The organism is Stenotrophomonas africana (genome assembly GCF_013004645.1).
GTDB lineage: Bacteria > Pseudomonadota > Gammaproteobacteria > Xanthomonadales > Xanthomonadaceae > Stenotrophomonas > Stenotrophomonas africana.
Map to the genome: position 1 here is coordinate 38,767 of NZ_JABEME010000013.1, position 18,153 is coordinate 56,919.

Annotated in this window: 13 protein-coding genes; 7 read left to right on the top strand and 6 right to left on the bottom strand. The window is 67.4% G+C overall.

The genetic code is table 11. The features are described from left to right. Nucleotides 1-158 precede the first annotated feature (158 nt). Both HLA98_RS18270 and HLA98_RS18275 read left to right on the top strand, forming a co-directional pair. Nucleotides 159-1,328: an OprO/OprP family phosphate-selective porin gene (locus tag HLA98_RS18270; RefSeq protein ID WP_005414426.1), complete on the top strand. Its 1,170-nt coding sequence runs from the start codon at nt 159-161 to the stop codon at nt 1,326-1,328. 66 nt (nt 1,329-1,394) lie between these two features. After that, on the top strand, nt 1,395-4,037 hold the full coding sequence (locus tag HLA98_RS18275) for a hybrid sensor histidine kinase/response regulator (protein WP_057500335.1): 2,643 nt from the start codon (nt 1,395-1,397) through the stop codon (nt 4,035-4,037). Nucleotides 4,038-4,675: 638 nt separating this feature from the next. Here HLA98_RS18275 and HLA98_RS18280 read toward each other — a convergent pair. The 4 genes from HLA98_RS18280 to HLA98_RS18295 are packed head-to-tail and all read right to left on the bottom strand — an operon-like array spanning nt 4,676 to nt 8,480. Continuing rightward, nucleotides 4,676-5,326, bottom strand: a complete 651-nt coding sequence (locus tag HLA98_RS18280) for a response regulator (protein ID WP_049448343.1) — start codon at nt 5,324-5,326, stop codon at nt 4,676-4,678. 28 nt (nt 5,327-5,354) lie between these two features. Further along, nucleotides 5,355-6,410, bottom strand: a complete 1,056-nt coding sequence (locus tag HLA98_RS18285; protein WP_057500559.1) for an ABC transporter substrate-binding protein — start codon at nt 6,408-6,410, stop codon at nt 5,355-5,357. Next, the gene (locus tag HLA98_RS18290) at nt 6,407-7,798 is read right to left on the bottom strand and encodes a sensor histidine kinase (RefSeq protein ID WP_057500564.1); all 1,392 of its coding nucleotides are present in this window, start codon (nt 7,796-7,798) and stop codon (nt 6,407-6,409) included. The genes HLA98_RS18285 and HLA98_RS18290 overlap by 4 nt, the downstream gene beginning before the upstream one ends. Beyond that, nucleotides 7,791-8,480, bottom strand: coding sequence for a response regulator transcription factor (locus HLA98_RS18295; protein WP_057500558.1), 690 nt, complete (start codon nt 8,478-8,480; stop codon nt 7,791-7,793). Before HLA98_RS18295 ends, HLA98_RS18290 begins: the two co-directional genes overlap by 8 nt. Nucleotides 8,481-8,722: 242 nt before the next feature. Here HLA98_RS18295 and HLA98_RS18300 point away from each other — a divergent pair, with 242 nt between their 5' ends. From HLA98_RS18300 to HLA98_RS18320, 5 genes are all read left to right on the top strand, one after another. After that, entirely contained in the window at nt 8,723-9,862 is a 1,140-nt protein-coding gene (locus HLA98_RS18300; RefSeq protein WP_057500563.1) for an OprO/OprP family phosphate-selective porin, read from the top strand. A 75-nt stretch (nt 9,863-9,937) separates the two neighbouring features. Beyond that, a complete protein-coding gene (locus HLA98_RS18305; RefSeq protein WP_057500562.1) occupies nt 9,938-11,266 on the top strand; it encodes a CitMHS family transporter in 1,329 nt (442 codons plus the stop codon). Between the two features lie 24 nt (nt 11,267-11,290). Next, on the top strand, nt 11,291-12,031 hold the full coding sequence (gene phbB, locus HLA98_RS18310) for an acetoacetyl-CoA reductase (RefSeq protein WP_057500557.1): 741 nt from the start codon (nt 11,291-11,293) through the stop codon (nt 12,029-12,031). A gap of 207 nt (nt 12,032-12,238) precedes the next feature. Next, nucleotides 12,239-12,763 (top strand): hypothetical protein, encoded by a 525-nt coding sequence (locus HLA98_RS18315; RefSeq protein ID WP_057500556.1) that lies wholly within the window; start codon nt 12,239-12,241, stop codon nt 12,761-12,763. A gap of 160 nt (nt 12,764-12,923) precedes the next feature. Continuing rightward, nucleotides 12,924-15,227: a TonB-dependent receptor gene (locus HLA98_RS18320; RefSeq protein ID WP_057500555.1), complete on the top strand. Its 2,304-nt coding sequence runs from the start codon at nt 12,924-12,926 to the stop codon at nt 15,225-15,227. Nucleotides 15,228-15,665: 438 nt separating this feature from the next. On the opposite strand, the gene HLA98_RS18325 is transcribed toward HLA98_RS18320, so the two are convergent. Continuing rightward, entirely contained in the window at nt 15,666-16,919 is a 1,254-nt protein-coding gene (locus HLA98_RS18325) for a flavohemoglobin expression-modulating QEGLA motif protein (protein WP_057500554.1), read from the bottom strand. A gap of 123 nt (nt 16,920-17,042) precedes the next feature. Continuing rightward, nucleotides 17,043-18,152 carry a ribosome small subunit-dependent GTPase A gene (rsgA, locus tag HLA98_RS18330; protein WP_049448338.1) on the bottom strand — a complete coding sequence of 370 codons (1,110 nt, stop codon included), beginning with the start codon at nt 18,150-18,152 and terminating at the stop codon, nt 17,043-17,045. Nucleotide 18,153 lies beyond the last annotated feature (1 nt).

Consider the following 18,153-nt stretch of genomic DNA (forward strand, 5'->3'; position numbering starts at 1 on the left):
GGTTCAGGTGGCGGCGATGCCTACACTGGCGCCGCACCGCCCGATCCTGGGGAGGCCGGTGGCCCGTGCTGAACGGCCGGGCGCGTCCTTGCGAAAGTTTCGGCCCCTGCGGCCGTTGTTGTCCTGTCCACACGCAATCTGAGAGAGCCGCACCCAACATGCGCCCGATTCCCACCTTGCTGGCCCTGTCGCTGGCCGCGCTTCCCGCCTTCGCTTCGGCTGCCGATTTCGACAACTGGCCGACCAAGTACGCCTTCGGCGACGGCACCGAGTTGGCCGCTACCGCCAACATCGCCTACGACTACAACGATTTCTCCTCGGGCAGCGGCCTGGAGGACGACGACGCCGTGCGCCGCAAGGAGTTCGGTGCGACGCTGAAGAAGAAGGGCGTCTACGACGCAATGGTCTATTACGACTTCCAGTCCGATACCTGGCTGGACGTGTTCGTGCGCTTTGAAAGCAAGGCCTTCTTCGGCCGCGACATCGGCCGCTTCCGCTTCGGCTACATGAAGACCCCGGTTGGCCTGGATGCGAACACCTCTTCGCGCGCCGGCAGCTTCCTGGAAACCGCGCTGCCCGTGCAGGCCTTCTACGAAGGCCGCCGCACCGGCGTGGAATGGGTGCTGGAGCGCCCGCAGTACCTGCTGCAGGCCGGCGCCTATGGCGGCAAGGACCTGCAGGGTGACAACCCCGGCACCACCCAGGCCGTGCGTGCGGTGTGGACCCCGGTGAAGGCGCCGGGTGACGTGATCCACCTGGGCCTGGCCTATTCGCAGGAGAATCCGCGCGGCTACAGCGATGGCCGCGATGTACACCACGAAGCCAGCGCACGCCTGCGCGCACGCCCGGAAGCCGGCCTGACCGACATCCGCTATGTCGATTCCGGCGCGCTGGTCACCGCCGACCAGATCCGCCGCACCGGCCTGGAAGGCATCTGGATCCGCGGCCCGTTCTCGCTGCAGGCCGAAGCCCTGCGCGCCACGGTCACCCGCCATGACGGCAAGCCCGACTACACCGGCAGCGGCCAGTACGCGATGGCCAGCTGGGTGCTGACCGGCGAGTCGCGTCCGTACAACGCAGGTGCCGTGGCCAACATCAAGCCGGCGCACGACTACGGCGCGGTGGAACTGGTGGCCCGTTACAGCCGCATGGACCTCGACGATGGCAGCATCCTCGGCGGCCGCCAGCACGACCTGACCCTGGGCGCGAACTGGTACCTGACCAGCCACTTCAAGTTCCAGGCCAACTACGTGAAGGTCGACGCCAGCCGTCGCGGTGTGCACAGCACGCCGGAGATCTTCGAACTGCGCGCGCAGATGCACTTCTGACCCCTTCCACGTCAGATCCCGGCGGGCGTGCACGGCACGCCCGCCGGCCCTGCGTAGACTGCCGCCATGTACTGGCTCAGCCGCCACCGGATGCTGTTGCTGACCCTCGTGGTGATGGTCGGTGGCACCGTGCTGTGCGCGGTCGCCGCCGGCCACTACGCCTGGCGGCGCGCCCTTGGTGAAGAAAGCAGCCAGGTGCAACGCCAGCTGCAGCTGTATGGCCAGGGCCTGCAGCAGCGCATCGACCGCTTCGGCACGTTGCCGCAGGTACTGGCGCTGGATCCGGATCTTCTGCACGCCCTGCGTGTGCCGCCCTCGCCCACCGAACGGCAGCGGCTGAACCTCAAGCTGCAACGCGCCAATGAAGTCACCCGTGCCTCGACCCTGACCCTGGTCGGCTACGACGGCGTGGCAGTGGCGGCCAGCAACTGGGACCAGCCGACCACCAACGTCGGCGAGAACTACAGCTACCGCCCCTACTACCGGCAGGCACTGGCGCAGGGCCGCGGCCGCTTCTACGGCATCGGCATGACTACAGGCGTGCCCGGCTACTACCTGTCGCAGGCCATCGAGGAAGACGGCAAGCGGCTCGGCGTGGTGGTGATCAAGGTCGAGCTGTCGGCGCTGGAGCAGGAATGGTTGAGCAGCCCCGATGTGGTGCTGGCCAGCGACGACCACGACGTGGTGTTCCTGGCCAACCGTGACAACTGGCGCTACCGCCTGCTGCGTCCGCTGGGCGCCGATGAGCGCCGCGAGATGCTGGACGCCCGCCAGTACGCCGACCGCGCCCTGCAGCCGCTGCGCGCGCGAACCGAAGACGTACTGGCCGATGGTGGCCGCATGGTGCGCCTGCTGGATCCGGCACTGCCGCAACCGATGCTGTGGCAAAGCCTGCCGCTGCCCGCCGAAGGCTGGAACCTGCATCTGCTGCACGATGCGGGTGCGGCCACCGCCGCCGGCCGTGCAGCCGCGCTTACCGGCGGTGCCGCGTGGTTGGCGCTGGGCTTCCTGGTGCTGTTCGTGCAGCAGCGCCGACGCTTGGCCAAACATCGCCTGCGCAGCCGCCGCGAACTGGAAACCCTGCTCAAGCAGCACGCACAGGAACTGCGTACCGCTCAGGACGGCCTGCTGCAGGCGGCCACCGACGCCGACAGCGGACTCAGCCGCAGCCTTGAACACCTGCCGCAGGGCGTGGTGGTGATCGACCGGGAGCTTCGCCTGGTCGCGTGGAATTCGCGCTATCTGGAACTGTTCCGGTTCCCGGCAGATCTGGTGCGCGTCGGTCGTCCGATCGAGGAGCTGTTCCGTTTCAATGCCCGTCGTGGACTGCTCGGCCCCGGCCCGGTCGATGAGGCCATCGAGCGCCGCCTCAACCACCTGCGTAGCGGCCGCCCGCACATGCGCGAGAGCGAGAAGGACGACGGCACGGTGCTGGAGATCCGCGGCAACCCGCTGCCCGACGGCGGCTTCGTTACCAGCTATGCCGACATCACCAGCTACAAGAACGCCGCGCGCGAACTGCGCTCGCTGGCCGATGCGCTGGAACACCGCATCGCCGAACGCACCCATGACCTGGAAGAAGCACGCCGCGAAGCCGAGCAGGCCAACCGCTACAAGACCCGTTTCGTCGCCTCGGCCGTGCACGACCTGCTGCAGCCCCTCAACGCGGCGCGCATGTTCGTCTCGGTGCTGCGCGGCAAGCTGAGTGACCCTGCGCAGCAACAGACCAGTGACCATATCGATGCAGCACTCGCCGCGCAGGACGCGATCCTCAACAGCCTGCTGGATATCGCGCGCTTGGAATCGGGCAGCCTGCCCACGCGCGTGCAGGCGTTCCGGCTCGGCCCGCTGCTGCAGACGCTGGCGCGCGAGTTCGGCATCGCCGCACAGTCGCGAGGACTGGTGGTCGACTGGGTCGATACCGCTGCGGTAGTGGTCAGCGATGAAGCCCTGCTGCGCCGCATCCTGCAGAACTTCCTGTCCAATGCGCTGCGCTACAGCGAACGCGGCCGCGTACTGCTCGGCTGCCGTCGCCGCGAAGGCCTGCTGTGGATCGAAGTGCACGACCAGGGCCCCGGTATTCCCGACGCGTTGCAGGGCGAGATCTTCGAGGAGTTCCGCCGCCTGCACGACGGCCAGCAGCGCGGCGCCGGCCTTGGCCTGGCGATCGTCGACCGCATCGGTCGTCTGCTCGGGCATCCGATCCGGCTGCGCTCGCAGCTGGGCCAGGGCAGCGTGTTCGCGGTGGGCGTGCCGTTCGGCGAGGCCAGCGCGATTCCCGCCGCCGCGCCCGCACCGGTGCTGGCGCAGGAACCGGCTGCGGACAATCCGCTGCGCGGGCGCCGGGTGTGGGTGATCGACGACGATCCGCACGTCTGCGCCGCCAGCCGCGCGCTGCTGGAGCGCTGGGGCTGCGAGGTGGCACTGGCCGATGGCCCACAGGCGGCGCTGCAGCTGGCCAGTACCGTAACGGTACCGGAGCTGGTGCTGCTGGATGTGCGCATGGGCGATCACCACGGGCCGGTGCTGTACGAGACATTGGCCGAACTGTGGCAGGCTCGCCCGCCGGTGGTGCTGGTCACTGCCGAGCGCGACGCGGGATTGCGTGAGATGGCCGCCGAACGCGGCTGGGGAATGATGGCCAAGCCGGTGAAGCCGCCGGCGCTGCGGGCGCTGATGAGTCAGTTGTTGATCCGGCATCGCGGGTAGTTTCCAGCCAACGGCGCAGCCCCTCGTGGGTGGTGTCTGGTTGGTCGTGGAAAGCAAAGGCCGTGGGTGGGCCGGTCGGGTTGGATGCGCGGGGGACGCCGTGAATCCGTCCCTGGAGGCTTGGCAGCCGCTTGCTCGTGTGCGCTGTCCTGCGCACACGGCAAGACCCGGGTTGGGCGTCCTGCCCAGCCCGCCCGAGGCATGCCTCGGGCCCATGCGGCTGCCCCCCCCCGCGCACCCAACCCGACCGGCCTCCGACAGATTTCGGTGGCCTGCACCCACGGAGAAGAAAATAAGATCAAAAGCGGGTCGCGCGCTGCGCTTGCTCGTGTAGAGCCGAGCCCATGCTCGGCTTCACGGACCGGCCAGAAAGCAGCCGAGCGTGGGCTCGGCTCTACAAAAAGCGGCCTGTCAGGCTGCCTTTGCTTTTGATCTTCTTTTCTCTTCCGTGGGTGGACGTGCACGGAACCTGTCCGTGGCCGGGCAGGTGGGCTGCGCAGGGGCGTGAGCCGCATGGATGCGGCGACCGAGCTCACATGGACGTACTTGCAGCGGCCCCTGTGCAGTCCACCTGCCCGGCCTCACCCATGAACTGCTCTACGTGTCCACCCACGAGGGGCTACGCCGTTGGCTGGAAACTACAACCCGGTGCCGGCGTCGCCCTCGGGCTCCAGCGCCTTCACCAGCACCGCTGCCTGCGTTCGGCTATGGCACTCGAGCTTTTTCAGGATCGCGGTGACATGCACCTTCACCGTGTTCTCGGCCAACCCCAGCGTATAGGCGATCTGCTTGTTGAGCAGGCCATCGGCCAGGCACAGCAGCACGCGGAACTGCTGCGGGGTCAGCTGCGCCAGGCGGCTGGCCAGCAGTGCGTCGGCCTCGGAGCGTTCGGCGGCCATCGCCGGGAACCACAGGCCGCCATCGAGCACCGCCTGCACCGCCTCGCCGATGGTCTCGGCCGGGGCCGACTTCGGGATGAAACCGGCCGCGCCGAACTGCTGGGCGCGACGGATCACACGGGGGTGGTCGTTGGACGAGAGGATCACCACCGGGATGTCCGGATGCGAGCCGCGCACGTGCAGCAGCGCGGAGAAACCGTGTGCACCGGGCATGGTCAGGTCGAGCAGCACCAGGTCCACGTCCGGGTGCGCGTCGAGTGCTTCGGCCAATGCCTCGGCGCTGGCGACCTCGCGCACCTGCGCCAGCGGCAGACTCTGCCGCAGTGACTGCACCACCGCCGAACGCAGCAGCGGGTGGTCATCGGCGATCAGGATGGTGTATTCGCTCATGCGGCCATTGTACGGGCAGGCCGGAGCCTCAGCGCCCTGTCGGCTCCACGCTGCTGCGCCAGGCATCGAGGAACTGGCGGCGCTTGAGTGCGTCCAGATACACCAGCAGGCCCGGGCCGAGCTGGATCGGACGGCGGCTGCGGCCGGGCGCATCGTCGCCACGTGCGTTGCCGGTCACGATCGGCATCAGCCGCGCCTCGCGCGACAGCACCTGCTGGCCTCGCGGGGACAGCAGGTAATCGAGGAAGCGTCGCGCTTCTTCCGGGTGTGGGCCGGTGCGCGGGATCACCGCGGTGCGCAGCACCACCAGGGTGTAGTCTTCGGGCTCCACAATCGCCAGCGGGGCACCCGCGTCGATGCGCGCCTGCGCGTAGGAGCCGAGCACGTTGTAGACCAGCGACAGCTGTCCGCTGGCGACCTTGTCCAGCAGAACACCGGTGCGCTCCTCGCGCACCACGTCGTTGTCGCCGAGCGCGCCCAGCAACGCGCCGGCAATGCTGCCGCGCTGCGCATCCTGGGTCGCCAACAGGTAGCCGACGCTGCTGCGCTCAATGTCATAGGTGCCGACCTTGCCGCGCAGGGGCGCCCCCTCCGCGCGCAGCCGGTCCAACAACTGGCGGCGCGTGTGCGGCACCTTGGCCGAAGGCATCGCGCGGGTGTTGTAGACCATCACCACCGGCTCATAGCTGATGCCGAATGCCTCGTTGCGCCACTGCGCCCAGGCCGGCAGCGCGCCGGTCTGCGCCGAACGGTGTGGCAGCGCGTGACCGTCATTGACCAGTTTGGTCTGCAGGTCCATGCCGCTGGAGATCAGCAGGTCCGGCGATGCCGGTCCGCCGCGGTCGTGCAGGTAACGTGCGTACAGGTCCTGGGTGATGATGTCCTCGTACACCACTTCCGTGCCGGGGTGCAGCCGCTGGTAATCGGCAATCACCACCGCGAACACTTCGATGTCGGTGGTGCCGTGGATGCGCAGCTGCGCAGTGGCCTTTGCCTGGGCCGGGAAGCGGCGTACGTCGCCCGGTGCTGCAAGCACCGGCACGGCCAACAGCAAGGCAACGGCAGCAGCGAACAGGCGGATCATGGACTGCTCCGGGGCAGGCGGATGGTGGCGATCAACCCGCCCTGCGGGCGGTTGCTGAGGTCGATGCGGCCGCCATGGCTGTCGACCACGCGCTTGACGATGGCCAGGCCCAGCCCGGCGCCGCCGGACGGCGCGCCTTCGCCACGGGCGAAGCGCTCGAATACGCGTTCCGCATCGGCGGCGGCAATGCCGGCACCGTGGTCGGCGATGGTCAGCACGGCCTGCCCGCCTTCCACGGTCAACGCGATCTGCAACGGGCCGTCACCGCCGTATTTGAGTGCGTTGTCGACCAGGTTCTTGATCGCCTCGCGCAGCAGCAGTGCATCACCATGCACCTGCACCGGTTCGGCGGTCATCGCCAGTTGTACGCGCGGCGCCGGGCTGGCCTGCGGCAGCGCTTCATGCAGGGCCTGGTGCACCGTCTCGGCCAGGTCCACCGCCGCAAAGCGCTGCAGATGCGAACGGTGGATCACACTGGCATCGCTGAGCAGCTGGTTGAGCAGCCGGCTCATATGTGTGGCGTTGCGCTCGATCGCCTGCAGGCTGCGTCGCATGTCCTCCGGATCGTCATCATCCAGCGCCAACTGCGCCTGCGCACGCAATGCCGCCAGTGGCGTGCGCATCTGATGAGCGGCCTCGGCCATGAACGCGCGCAGTGTCTCGTTGCTGCTGGACAGGCGTTCCATGAAGCGATTCAACGCCGCCACCATCTGGTCCATCTCGCGCGGCACGCGCGCATCCAGCGGCTTCAGATCGGACGGCTCGCGGCGCGACAGCTCGCGTTCCACCCGCACCAATGGCCGGAACGCGCGATGCACGCCAAACGCCACCAGCGCCAGCAGCAGGCCAGACAGCACACCGATCGCCAGCAATGCGCGGTTGACCAGGTCCTGCGCGACCGCTTCACGCGCGCGCCGGGTCTGGCCGACCTGCACCTGTACTTCACCCAGTGCCGAGGCGGCAGCGAAGCTGCGGCCGACCACCACGAAGCGCACGGTCTCCCCGCTGTACGCCGCATCAAACAGCTGCGGTTGCGTGCCGGGCCGGCGCGGCGGCGCCGGCAGGTCGCCATAGCCGGTGATCAGGTTGCCGCGGCTGTCTGCGACCCGATAGAACACACGGTCTTCCGGGGCCATCGCCAGCAGGTCCAGCGCGGCATAGGGCAGATCGACCTGCCACTGGCCATCGACCAGGGCCACCGAATCGGCGATGGACAGCGCCGAGGACACCAGCAGGTGATCGTAGGAACGGTTGGCGGCACGCTGGCCGTAATCGCGTGCGGCGAACAGCAGGGCCACCGCGAACACCGCCAGCAGCACGCCGAGATAGAGCAGCAGCGTGCGCCGCAGCGAACCCGGCGCCGCAGTCGCAGCGTGCGCGTCAGCCATCGGCGTCGGCATGGGTATCGCTGGCCTCCAGCAGGTAGCCGACACCGCGCACCGTGGTGATGCGCAGCGGTGCGCCCGCCAGCTTCTTTCTCAGGCGGCCAACATACAACTCGATGGCATTCGGGCCCACTTCGTCATCGAAACCAAACAGGCCGTTGCCGATCTCATCCTTGCCGACCACCTGGCCGAGGCGCCCGACCAGGATCTCCAGCAGGCGGTACTCGCGGTTGGGCAGTTCGATCGGTTCGCCGTCGAGGCTGACCCGGTGCGCCGCGTTGTCGAACTGGAAGCCGCCAATCTGCACCACTTCGCTGGCCTGGCCACGTGCACGCCGCAGCAGCACGCGGCAGCGCGCTTCGAACTCACGGAAATCGAACGGTTTGCCCAGGTAGTCGTCGGCGCCCACATCCAGCGCCTGCACGCGGTCTTCAATGCCATCGCGCGCGGTCAGCATCAGTACCGGTGTGCTGTCGCCGCGCTCGCGCATGCCCGCCAGCACGCGCAGGCCATCGAGCTTGGGCAGGCCGATATCCAGCACCACCAGGTCGAAGCTCTGGTAACGCAGCACGCTGGCCGCCGCCAGGCCATCGGCCTGCCAGTCCACGGCGTGCCCACTGCGGCGCATGCGGCGGATGATCGCATCAGCCAGATCCGGGTTGTCTTCGACCAGCAGCAGGCGCATGGGCACGGGGGTGGGAGGGGAAACGAATGCTACCGCATGCCGCTGCCGCGCTCGCCGGGCCCCGTCCGGAGGCGCCAGCGGGTCGCTTTACGCTGCACCGCACAATCCGTTGACAGGACGATGACAGCTTGCCCGACCCAGACTGCGGCCGCGCACCGTCCGGTGCCCACGATTGCCGCGCGCCTGGCGCGCACCTGGGAGGGTTTGTGGAATTCATGTTTGCCTGGCGGCGTCCTGCCGCCATGATGGCGCTGGCTGCCCTGTCGGCGCCGGCCTTTGCCGCCGAAGACGACCGTCCGGTCACCGCCACCCTCGGTGGTCGCCTGCACCTGGACTTCGCCACCTTCGACAACGACAACCGCGGCACCCCGAACAAGGACGACACCGAAATCCGCCGTGCGTGGGTTGACGTGTCCGGCAAGTTCTTCGTGGTCGACTACAAGCTGGAAGCCGATTTCTCCGGCGACCGCGTCGAGGCCAAGGACGTGTACCTGGCACGCAGCTTCGGCAAGGCCGGCAAGCTGACCGTGGGCCAGTTCAAGCAGTACTTCTCGCTGGATGACCGCACCAGTTCCAACTACGGCAGCTTCCTGGAGCGCGGCAACGCCGGCACCACGCTGGCGCCGCTGTACCGCCTGGGTGCGTCATGGCAGGCCAACCCCGGTGACTTCACCTGGGCGGCCAGCCTCTACAGCCTGGAAAGCATCGACGCCTGGCAGGTGAAGGGGCGCGCTGCCGGTGGCCGCGTCACCTGGGCACCCTCGCCCAGCGACGGCGACGTGCTGCACCTGGGCCTGTCGCTGGCCCGCGAGGCCTACGACAACCCCGGCGCCAACGGCGTGCCCGGCCTGCGTATCCGCCCGCGCCCGGCCGGCCATCTGTCCGACGAGAGCCGCCTGACCCTGGTCGACTTCTCCGCCGGCCGCGATACCGACGTCAACAAGTGGTCGCTGGAGTACGCGCAGGTGCGCGGCCCGCTGTCGTGGCAGGGCGAGTTCAGTGGCGCCACCTTCGACGACGGCGCGCAGCGCGGCGATGTGATGGCGGCCTACGGAATGCTCAGCTGGTTCGTGACCGGCGAAAGCCGCGCCTACGACCGCAAGACCGGTCGCTTCGCGCGAGTGAAGGACATCCGCCACAAGGCCGGCGCCTTCGAACTGGCGCTGCGCTATGACCAGATGTGGGGCGCGCAGCATCTCGATGGCGCGCCGGACCTGCGCCGCGGCAGCACCGAGGCCTGGACGCTGGGTGGCAACTGGTACCTGCGCGACAACCTGCGCTTCATGCTCAACGTGATCGAAAGCCGCAACCGCGACCGCCTGGCCGGGGTGACGGTGGACCGCACGCACGCGGTTACCGGACGCCTGCAGTACGACTTCTAAGCCTGATTTCCCGGGCATGCCGCCCGGGCCCCTTCCACTTCCCCACGTCCTGTTTTCGCAAGGAGTCCGCAGATGATGCTGAGCATCCTCGGCTTTGGCATGGTCATTACGTTCATGTACTTGATCATGAGCAAGCGCCTGTCGCCGCTCGTCGCCCTGATCACCATCCCCATCCTGTTCGCGCTGATCGGTGGCTTCGGCGCCGGCATCGACGAGATGATGCTGGAGGGCATCAAGAAGATCGCGCCGACCGGCGTGATGCTGATGTTCGCCATCCTCTACTTCGGGGTGATGATCGATGCGGGCCTGTTCGATCCGCTGGTGCGGGTGATCCTGCGCTTCGTCAAGGGCGATCCGATGAAGATCGTGCTCGGCACCGCGGTCCTGGCGATGCTGATCTCGCTCGATGGTGATGGCTCGACCACCTACATGATCACCGTCTCGGCGATGCTGCCGCTGTACCAGCGGCTGGGCATGAACGCGCTGAACATGACCTGCGTGACCATCCTCGCCGGCGGCGTGATGAACCTGACCCCATGGGGTGGCCCGACCGCACGCGCGGCCACCGCGCTGCACGTGGACCCGGCCGACGTGTTCGTGCCGCTGATCCCGTCGATGGTGATCGCCTGTGCCGGTGTGCTGCTGCTGGCCTGGTACCTGGGCCTGAAGGAACGCCGCCGCCTGGGTGTGGTGACCTTGCCGCAGGGTGGCAGCTGGATGGACAACAGCGTGTCCGATGACAACAACGCGCTGCCGTCGGTGGAGGACGCCGAAGACATCAAGCGGCCGAAGCTGCTGTGGGTGAACCTTGCGCTGACCGTAGCGCTGATGACCGCGCTGATCATCGGCGTGCTGCCGATGCCGGTGCTGTTCATGGTCGGCTTCGCCATCGCCCTGGTGATCAACTATCCGAACCTGGCCGAGCAGCGCCGCCGCGTGGTCAACCACGCCGGCAACGTGCTGTCGGTGGTGTCACTGATCTTCGCCGCAGGCATTTTCACCGGCATCCTCAACAACACCGGCATGGTGGAGGCGATGTCGCACAGCTTCCTGGCCGTGATTCCGGAATCGTGGGGCCCGTACCTGGCGGTGATCACCGCTGTGGCATCGATGCCGTTCACCTTCTTCATGTCCAACGACGCGTTCTACTTCGGCGTGCTCCCGATCCTGTCCGAGGCGGCCAGCAACTACGGCATCACCCCGGTGGAGATGGCGCGCGCCTCGCTGGCCGGCCAGCCGGTGCACCTGCTCAGCCCGCTGGTGCCGTCCACCTACCTGCTGGTGGGCCTGGCCAAGGTCGAATTCGCCGATCACCAGAAGTTCACCCTGAAGTGGGCCATCGCCATCTCGATGCTGCTGATGATCGGCAGCCTGCTGTTCGGCCTGTATCCCCTCGCCGCCTGACCCTTTGCCAAGGAGCCTTCTGCAATGACGCTTCGAATCGCTTACGTCACCAGTGGAATGGGCAGTGTCGGCACTGCCATCTGCCAGAGCCTGGCCCGCAGCGGCCACACCGTGGTTGCCGGCTGCGCGCCTAACTCACCGCGCAAGGCCAACTGGCTGCGCGAGCAGCGCGAACAGGGCTTCGACTTCATCGCCTCCGAAGGCAACGCCACCGACTGGGCCTCGACCAGCGCCGCGTTCGCCAAGGTCCGCGCCGAAGTCGGTGAAGTGGACGTGCTGGTCAACAACTCCGGTGGCAGCCGCGACCTGCTGTTCCGGCAGATGACGGTGGAGGACTGGAACGCGGTAATCGCCTCCAACCTCAATGCACTGTTCAACCTGACCAAGCAGGTGGTCGATGGCATGGCCACGCGGGGCTGGGGGCGCATCATCAACATCGGCTCGGTCAGCGCCCACAAGGGTCAGATCGGGCAGGTGAACTACGCCACCGCCAAGGCCGCGATGCACGGCTTCAGCCGTGCGCTGGCGGCGGAAGTGGCCTCGCGCGGGGTCACCGTCAACACGCTGTCGCCGGGCTACATCGCCAGCCAGGCGATCAGCGGCTTCCCGCCGGATGTACTGGACCGGCTGGCCGCCTCGGTGCCGGTGCGCCGCCTGGGACGCCCCGAGGAAGTGGCAGGCCTGTGCGCCTGGCTGGCCTCGGATGAAGCCTCGTACGTGACCGGCGCCGACTATCCGGTCAACGGTGGCCTGTACATGGGTTGAGCCCGTGTCCACGCAAGGCGTGGACCGCCTCCCCCACGGAGTGCGCGGGGCCGGTGAACCTTCGCTTGCGAGGGGGATCCGGCCCCTTTTTGTTTCTGCATTTTCGGGACGTATTGCCCGACACATCGGCAGAACCGGTGCTATACCTGCCAACGCTCGCCGAGCCCGATGGATGAACGGCCGGAATCGCGGATCAAGGAGGTTGGCATGCGTGCATTGCTGATTGCGCTTCTTGTGGTCGCCACCCCGCCACTGGCGGCCACCCCACCTGCTGCCACTGCGGATGAGGCGGATGCAGCATGGCGGCTCGTGGAACGCTGGTCCTTGCAGCTGGCACGCTCTGACCTTGTCGCGCAGCTATCGCCACTGGCTCCGGCCGGCTCGCATTCGGAAGCAAGAAGGGGCCGGGGCGACGGCGCCACCATCGATCTGGCGCCCTTCGTGGTCGCCGGGAGGATCAAGGGGCCTTCTGGCCAGATCTACACCGATGCGTCGGGGCGAATCATCAAAGGCATTACGCTGCGGCTGGGCGGCGCCTGCATCTCGCGAAAGCAGATGGGTCGTCGCTACCCCGACTTCAACGTCCTTTCCGTCCCGTCAGGGCATAGTCTGGACGAGTCGACGGTGTTCGGCACGGTAGTGAACGGCATCCAGATCGGGTTCTCATTCTCCGAACATGATCGTGACTGCATGGACCAGCTCAAATTGAGCTGGCCTGGGGAGCGCTTCTGATCCCCACCGGCCTACCACCATGACGAACATGTTGCAGGACACGCACCACTGCCCTGCACCGTTCGTTGGTTTTCCGTAAAGAAGGTTTCATGTTCCGTTCGCATAGTGGCCATGCACCGCGCACGCGTGCCGGTGACCACCCCCAATGCAACGGACCACCATGCAGACCCGACACCTGACGATCGCCGTGGCGATCGCGCTCTCCGCCGCCGCCAGCGCCCATGCCGCCACCGCCGCCGATACCGGTGCCACCGGCAGTACCGATGCCGCGCTGAGCGCGCAGACGCTGGATACCGTCTCCGTGATCGGCCAGGGCGAGACCCGCCAGGTGCAGCGCATCACCGCCGTCGACAAGCAGGTACTGCCGCCGGGCACCAGCGGCCAGAAGATCCTCGACCGCCTGCCGGGCGTGTCGGTGCAGTCCAATGATGCCTTCGGTGCCAACGAGGAATCGCAGACCATCAGCCTGCGCGGCTTCGACAAGAGCCGCCTCGGTTACACGCTGGACGGCATTCCGCTGGGCGACAACAGCTACGGCAACTACAACGGCCTGAGCATCGCCCGCGCGATCATCGCCGAGAACCTGGCCGGTGCCGAGCTGTCGCAGGGTATCGGTTCGCTGGGCGTGGCCTCGACCAGCAACCTGGGCGGCACCATCCAGTACTTCTCGATGGACCCGTCCACCGAATTCGGTGGCCGCGCCAGCGTCACCGTTGGCGACGACAGCCAGCGCCGTGGCTACCTGCGCGTGGATACCGGCGACATCAACGGCTTCTCGGCCTACGTGTCCGGCGTGCACCAGGACCAGGACATGTGGGCCGCGCCGTACCAGAACCAGACCACCCGCCAGTTCAACGCCAAGGCGGTGTGGAACGTCGGCGATCACCGCTTCGGTGCGTTCGTGGCCACCTCGCGCGCCAGCCAGGCCAACTACGCCTATCTGTCCAAGGACATGCTGGCCCGTGGCCTCGGTTATGACTGGAACATCTATGCACCGGACTGGGATCGCGCCGTCGCCGCCGCGTACTGCGCGCCGGGCACCTACAACAAGGCACGCTGCGCCTTCAGCGGCGGCGTCAACAGCATCGACGACGCGTACTACCAGAGCCGTGCGCTGCGTGACGACAACCTGTACTCGGTGGATGCCGACCTGCGCCTGGGCGAGCAGGGCCGCCTGAAGCTGCTGGCCTATCACCACGACAACCGTGGCCAGGGCCACTGGTGGGCACCGGGCCAGCCGTCCTACCCGGGCACCGACAAGATGCTGCCGATCTCGATCCGCAGTACCAACTACACGATCAACCGCGATGGCCTGACCGCCGCATTGTCGTGGACGGTCGGTATCCACGAGCTGGAAGCCGGCCTGTGGTACGAGCAGAACGACCATAACGTGTCGCGCAACTTCTACTACATCAGCGGCCCGTTCCTGGACGACCTGTACCTGAAGAACCCGGACCGCCTGCTGTTCAACCAGGACTTCGACATCCGCACGCGCCAGTTCTACGTGCAGGACCGCATGCGCTTCCTGGACCAGCGCCTGACCGTGGATGTGGGCATCAAGAGCCCGAACACCCGCATGCGCGCCACCGCCCAGCCGGGCGTGGAAACCAGCATCGCCTCGGGCACGTTGACCGCCAAGGAATCGGTGCTGCCGCAGCTGGGCCTGGGCTTCAAGCTCAACGCCAACAACGAGCTGTTCGCTTCCTATGCCGAGAACATCGCCGCCTTCGTCGGCGGTGGCAGCGGCGGCCCGTTGCAGGTATCGCCGGAATCGTTCGCGGCCAGCGCCGGCCTGGAGCCGGAGAAGTCCAAGAGCCTGGAAGCTGGCTTCCGTACCTTCGGCGAGAAATACCAGGCGTCGATCGCGGCCTACAACGTCAAGTTCGACAACCGCCTGCTGTCGCTGAACCCGTGCTCGAGCATCGAAGTCGGCACGCGCCCGGAGTGCGTGACGCGCTTCATCAACGTCGGCTCGGTGAAGAGCCACGGTGCGGAGCTGACCTTCATCCTCAAGCCGATCGACGGTCTGCAGTGGTACAACGCGCTGTCCTGGAACAAGACCACCTACGAGGATGACTACACCTCGGGCGGCGCCATCGTACCGGTGGCCGGCAAGATCACGGTGGATACGCCGCAGCGCATGGCCTCCAGTGAAATCAGCTGGAACCGCGATGGCTTCTTCGCCAGCCTGCGTGCCAAGTACACCGGCAAGCGCTACTACACCTACACCAACGACCAGTCGGTGCCGGGCGTGACCACCTTCGACGCCGGCGCGGGCTACGACTTCGGCCCGGGCCTGGGCCTGCGCAACGTGCGGGTGTCGTTGAACGCGACCAACCTGACCAACAAGCGCTATGCCGGCCAGCTGAGCTCGTTCGCGCCGACCGATCCGAAGGGCACGCGCTATGCGATCCATGCGAGCGCGCCGCGGCAGTTGTTCATGACGGTGGCGGCGGAGTTCTAAGTCGAAAGCGTTGCCCCGCGGCGTCTTGATTATCGTCGCGGGGCAGGGCCGGATGGGCCGGCGCAGGACACGCCGTGAACCCATCCATGGGGGCTCGTTGGCGCCATCCATGGCGCCAACGGTCCTGCGCCGGCCCATCCGACCCTGCTCGACGGTTTCCCGCGCCACGGTGCGGAAAGCAAAGAAGAGCAAAAGCAAAGAGCCGGGCATTGCCCGGCTCTTTGCTTTTCAAGCGCAATCCCTTCGGCGCGGTGATGTGCTGCCGCCTGCGCGGGAAACTGTCTGGCGGCGGTGGGGCACCCTGGCCAGGACCGTGAGGCGCATGGATGCGCCGATCGAGCCCCCATGGATGGGTTTACGGCGTGTCCTGGCCAGGGTGCCCCACCGCCGCCCAGCGATATCAATCGAGGCGCCAGTGCATCATCCCGCCAACGCATTTCATTCCGGCGCCAGCTGGTCCATCCGTATCCGATTGGCAAACAGCGAGAACGCCAGCATGCCGGCCAGGCCGTTCGCCCGGCTCATCCAGTGCGGCAGCCAGCGCGGCGGCTTCAGCACCCCCGACTCGAACAGCGGCGCGAACGCGATCGCATCGGTCAGGCTCATCTTGCCGGCAAACAACCAGCGGCAGACCTCCAGGCGGTCCTCGGCCAGCATGTGGCGGAAGAAGGTGTGCACCGATACCAGTCCGCGCAGGTACACCGTGTCCTTGGTGAAGGCCAGTCCACCACTCGGCGGTACACCACGGAACACACGCTGCGCCGAGGCGAAACTCTCTTCCGGGTTCTGTCCGGCATCGCAGAAGTAGCGGAACACCTCGATAAAATCGGCGCCTTCGCGCGCCATGGCGATCGCTTCGGTACGCAGGCTGATGCGCTTCAGGCGCTCGATGTCGATGCTGCCGGTGATCTGTTCGGCGAAGGTGGCCAGCCCTTCCTGGGTGGCTGTCACCCGCGGCGACGACAACGCCAGGCTGGGCAACACGGGTTGTTCGCGGCCATTCAATGCGGTCAGCGAATGCACCAGCGCTTCGTGGTGGAACAGCTGCGCGCGGTCGTAGGCGCTGAAGCGCGCACTGGTGCGCAGCCGGATGCGGGTCGGGCCGGCAGCGGCCTTGGACACCAGTTCCGGGTCGAGCTGCACCTGGATGATGCGCGATTCGAAGAACGCATCCAGATCATTCTGCAGCTGCAGCTGCAGGGCGATGGCCGAGACCGGCACCTGCTCTTCCGGCGCCAGCAGTTCGTGGTCCAGTTCGGCGGCAATCTGTATGAAGTGGCGCGCTGCTTCGCGCGTGCTCGGGCCATTGCCCGGCAGCGGCTGCTCGGGGGCGCCGAACAACTGCACCGAACAGGTATCAACGGCGGCGGTGCCCAGCCCTTCCAGCAGCTGCGCGGCCAGGTCCCAGCTCTGCGCCGACTGCCGCACGTAGTGGCCCAGCGGATGAGTGTCGTCGCAGTCGGCGGCGATCGCGGCCAGCGCGCGACGTTCTTCGCTGAAGTCCAGCCGTGGGTAATCCACCTTCGGCAGCACCGGCTGGCCACGCGCCACGCTGTCCAGGAACGGTGCCTGCACCGTTGCCGGCCAGCTGGTCAGGCCCAGCAGACGGATGCCTCCCACGGCCTCGACCAGGCGCGCATCGAGCGCTGCATGGTGGGCCACGTCACGGTCCAGCGTCGCAGTCGGTTCCATGCGCGGACTATAGCGCCCTGCCATGTCCGGCGCTGCGCGCCACCGCCCGAGCGTTGGCTCGGGCGCTACAGGGTGTCCCGGGATGCATCTCTTGTAGAGCCGAGCCCACGCTCGGCTGCACTGTCAGCGCCTACGCGGCTTGCCGGCCGGGCGGAACTGCTGGCCCTTGCCCTTCTTGCCGCCACGCTCCTGCGCGGTCTCGGCCTGGCGCACCGCCAGCTTGGCGGCGGCGGCGGCCACTTCTTCCTTCAGCTTGAAGTAGTTGAGCAGCCGGCTCTCTTCGATCTCGCCCGCGTCGATCGCTGCGCGTACGGCACAACCCGGTTCCTGCTGGTGCTTGCAGTCGTTGAAACGGCACTGCGCGGCCAGCGCTTCGATATCGGCGAAGCCACCTTCGGACAGCGTCTCTTCACCGGTCGGCTTCAGCTCGCGCATGCCGGGGGTGTCGATCAGGCAGGCGCCCATCGGCAGCGGCATCAGCGCGCGATGGGTGGTGGTGTGGCGGCCGCGCGAATCGTTCGCGCGCACCGCGTTGGTCTTCATCCGCTGCTCGCCGAGCAGCGTGTTGGTCAGCGTGGACTTGCCGGCACCTGAGGAGCCGACCAGCACCACCGTGCGGCCCGGGCCCAGCCAAGGCTGCAGCACCGCCACGCTGTCGGCATCCAGGCCGTTGATCGCATGCAGGGCGATACCCTGCATCTCCAGCTCTTCCAGCACTGCCAGTGCGTCCTCGCTGTATTCGGTCTGGTCGGCCTTGGTCAGCACCACCACCGGTTCGGCACCGCCACCGCCGACCAGCAGCAGGTAGCGCTCGATGCGGCGCGGATTGAAGTCGGCATCCAGGCCGCAGACGATGAACACCGTGTCGATGTTGGCCGCGATCACCTGCTGGTGGTAGTGCTCACCGGCGGCGCCTCGCTTGATCGCGGTGCGGCGTGGCAGCAGCGCGACGATGCGGATGCCGTCCAGCAGCACCCAGTCACCCACGGCCGGCCGTTCATGGCTGGGGAAGCGCGGGCGCTGCCATTCCGGCAGCGACTCGGCCTTGATCGACGCATCCGGGCCATCGGCCACCACGTAGTGGGTGCGGTGCTGTTCGATCACCCGCGCCGGGCGGGCCTGCGGATGTGCGGCCATCGCGGCCTGCCAGTCGGCCTGCTGCGCCGGGCCCGGCCAGGGCCAGCCAATGGTCTGCAGGGCGATGAAATCGGGGGTCTGGGTCATCGCCGCCATT

Excerpts from the sequence above, each read along its gene's own strand:
- HLA98_RS18290 (WP_057500564.1), bottom strand. The coding sequence starts at position 7,798 with ATGGCTGACGCGCACGCTGCGACTGCGGCGCCGGGTTCGCTGCGGCGC.
- HLA98_RS18315 (WP_057500556.1), top strand. The coding sequence starts at position 12,239 with ATGCGTGCATTGCTGATTGCGCTTCTTGTGGTCGCCACCCCGCCACTG.
- phbB (WP_057500557.1), top strand. The coding sequence starts at position 11,291 with ATGACGCTTCGAATCGCTTACGTCACCAGTGGAATGGGCAGTGTCGGC.
- HLA98_RS18320 (WP_057500555.1), top strand. The coding sequence starts at position 12,924 with ATGCAGACCCGACACCTGACGATCGCCGTGGCGATCGCGCTCTCCGCC.
- HLA98_RS18305 (WP_057500562.1), top strand. The coding sequence starts at position 9,938 with ATGCTGAGCATCCTCGGCTTTGGCATGGTCATTACGTTCATGTACTTG.
- HLA98_RS18285 (WP_057500559.1), bottom strand. The coding sequence starts at position 6,410 with ATGATCCGCCTGTTCGCTGCTGCCGTTGCCTTGCTGTTGGCCGTGCCG.
- HLA98_RS18325 (WP_057500554.1), bottom strand. The coding sequence starts at position 16,919 with ATGGAACCGACTGCGACGCTGGACCGTGACGTGGCCCACCATGCAGCG.
- HLA98_RS18300 (WP_057500563.1), top strand. The coding sequence starts at position 8,723 with ATGATGGCGCTGGCTGCCCTGTCGGCGCCGGCCTTTGCCGCCGAAGAC.
- HLA98_RS18295 (WP_057500558.1), bottom strand. The coding sequence starts at position 8,480 with ATGCGCCTGCTGCTGGTCGAAGACAACCCGGATCTGGCTGATGCGATC.
- rsgA (WP_049448338.1), bottom strand. The coding sequence starts at position 18,152 with ATGGCGGCGATGACCCAGACCCCCGATTTCATCGCCCTGCAGACCATT.
- HLA98_RS18275 (WP_057500335.1), top strand. The coding sequence starts at position 1,395 with ATGTACTGGCTCAGCCGCCACCGGATGCTGTTGCTGACCCTCGTGGTG.
- HLA98_RS18270 (WP_005414426.1), top strand. The coding sequence starts at position 159 with ATGCGCCCGATTCCCACCTTGCTGGCCCTGTCGCTGGCCGCGCTTCCC.
- HLA98_RS18280 (WP_049448343.1), bottom strand. The coding sequence starts at position 5,326 with ATGAGCGAATACACCATCCTGATCGCCGATGACCACCCGCTGCTGCGT.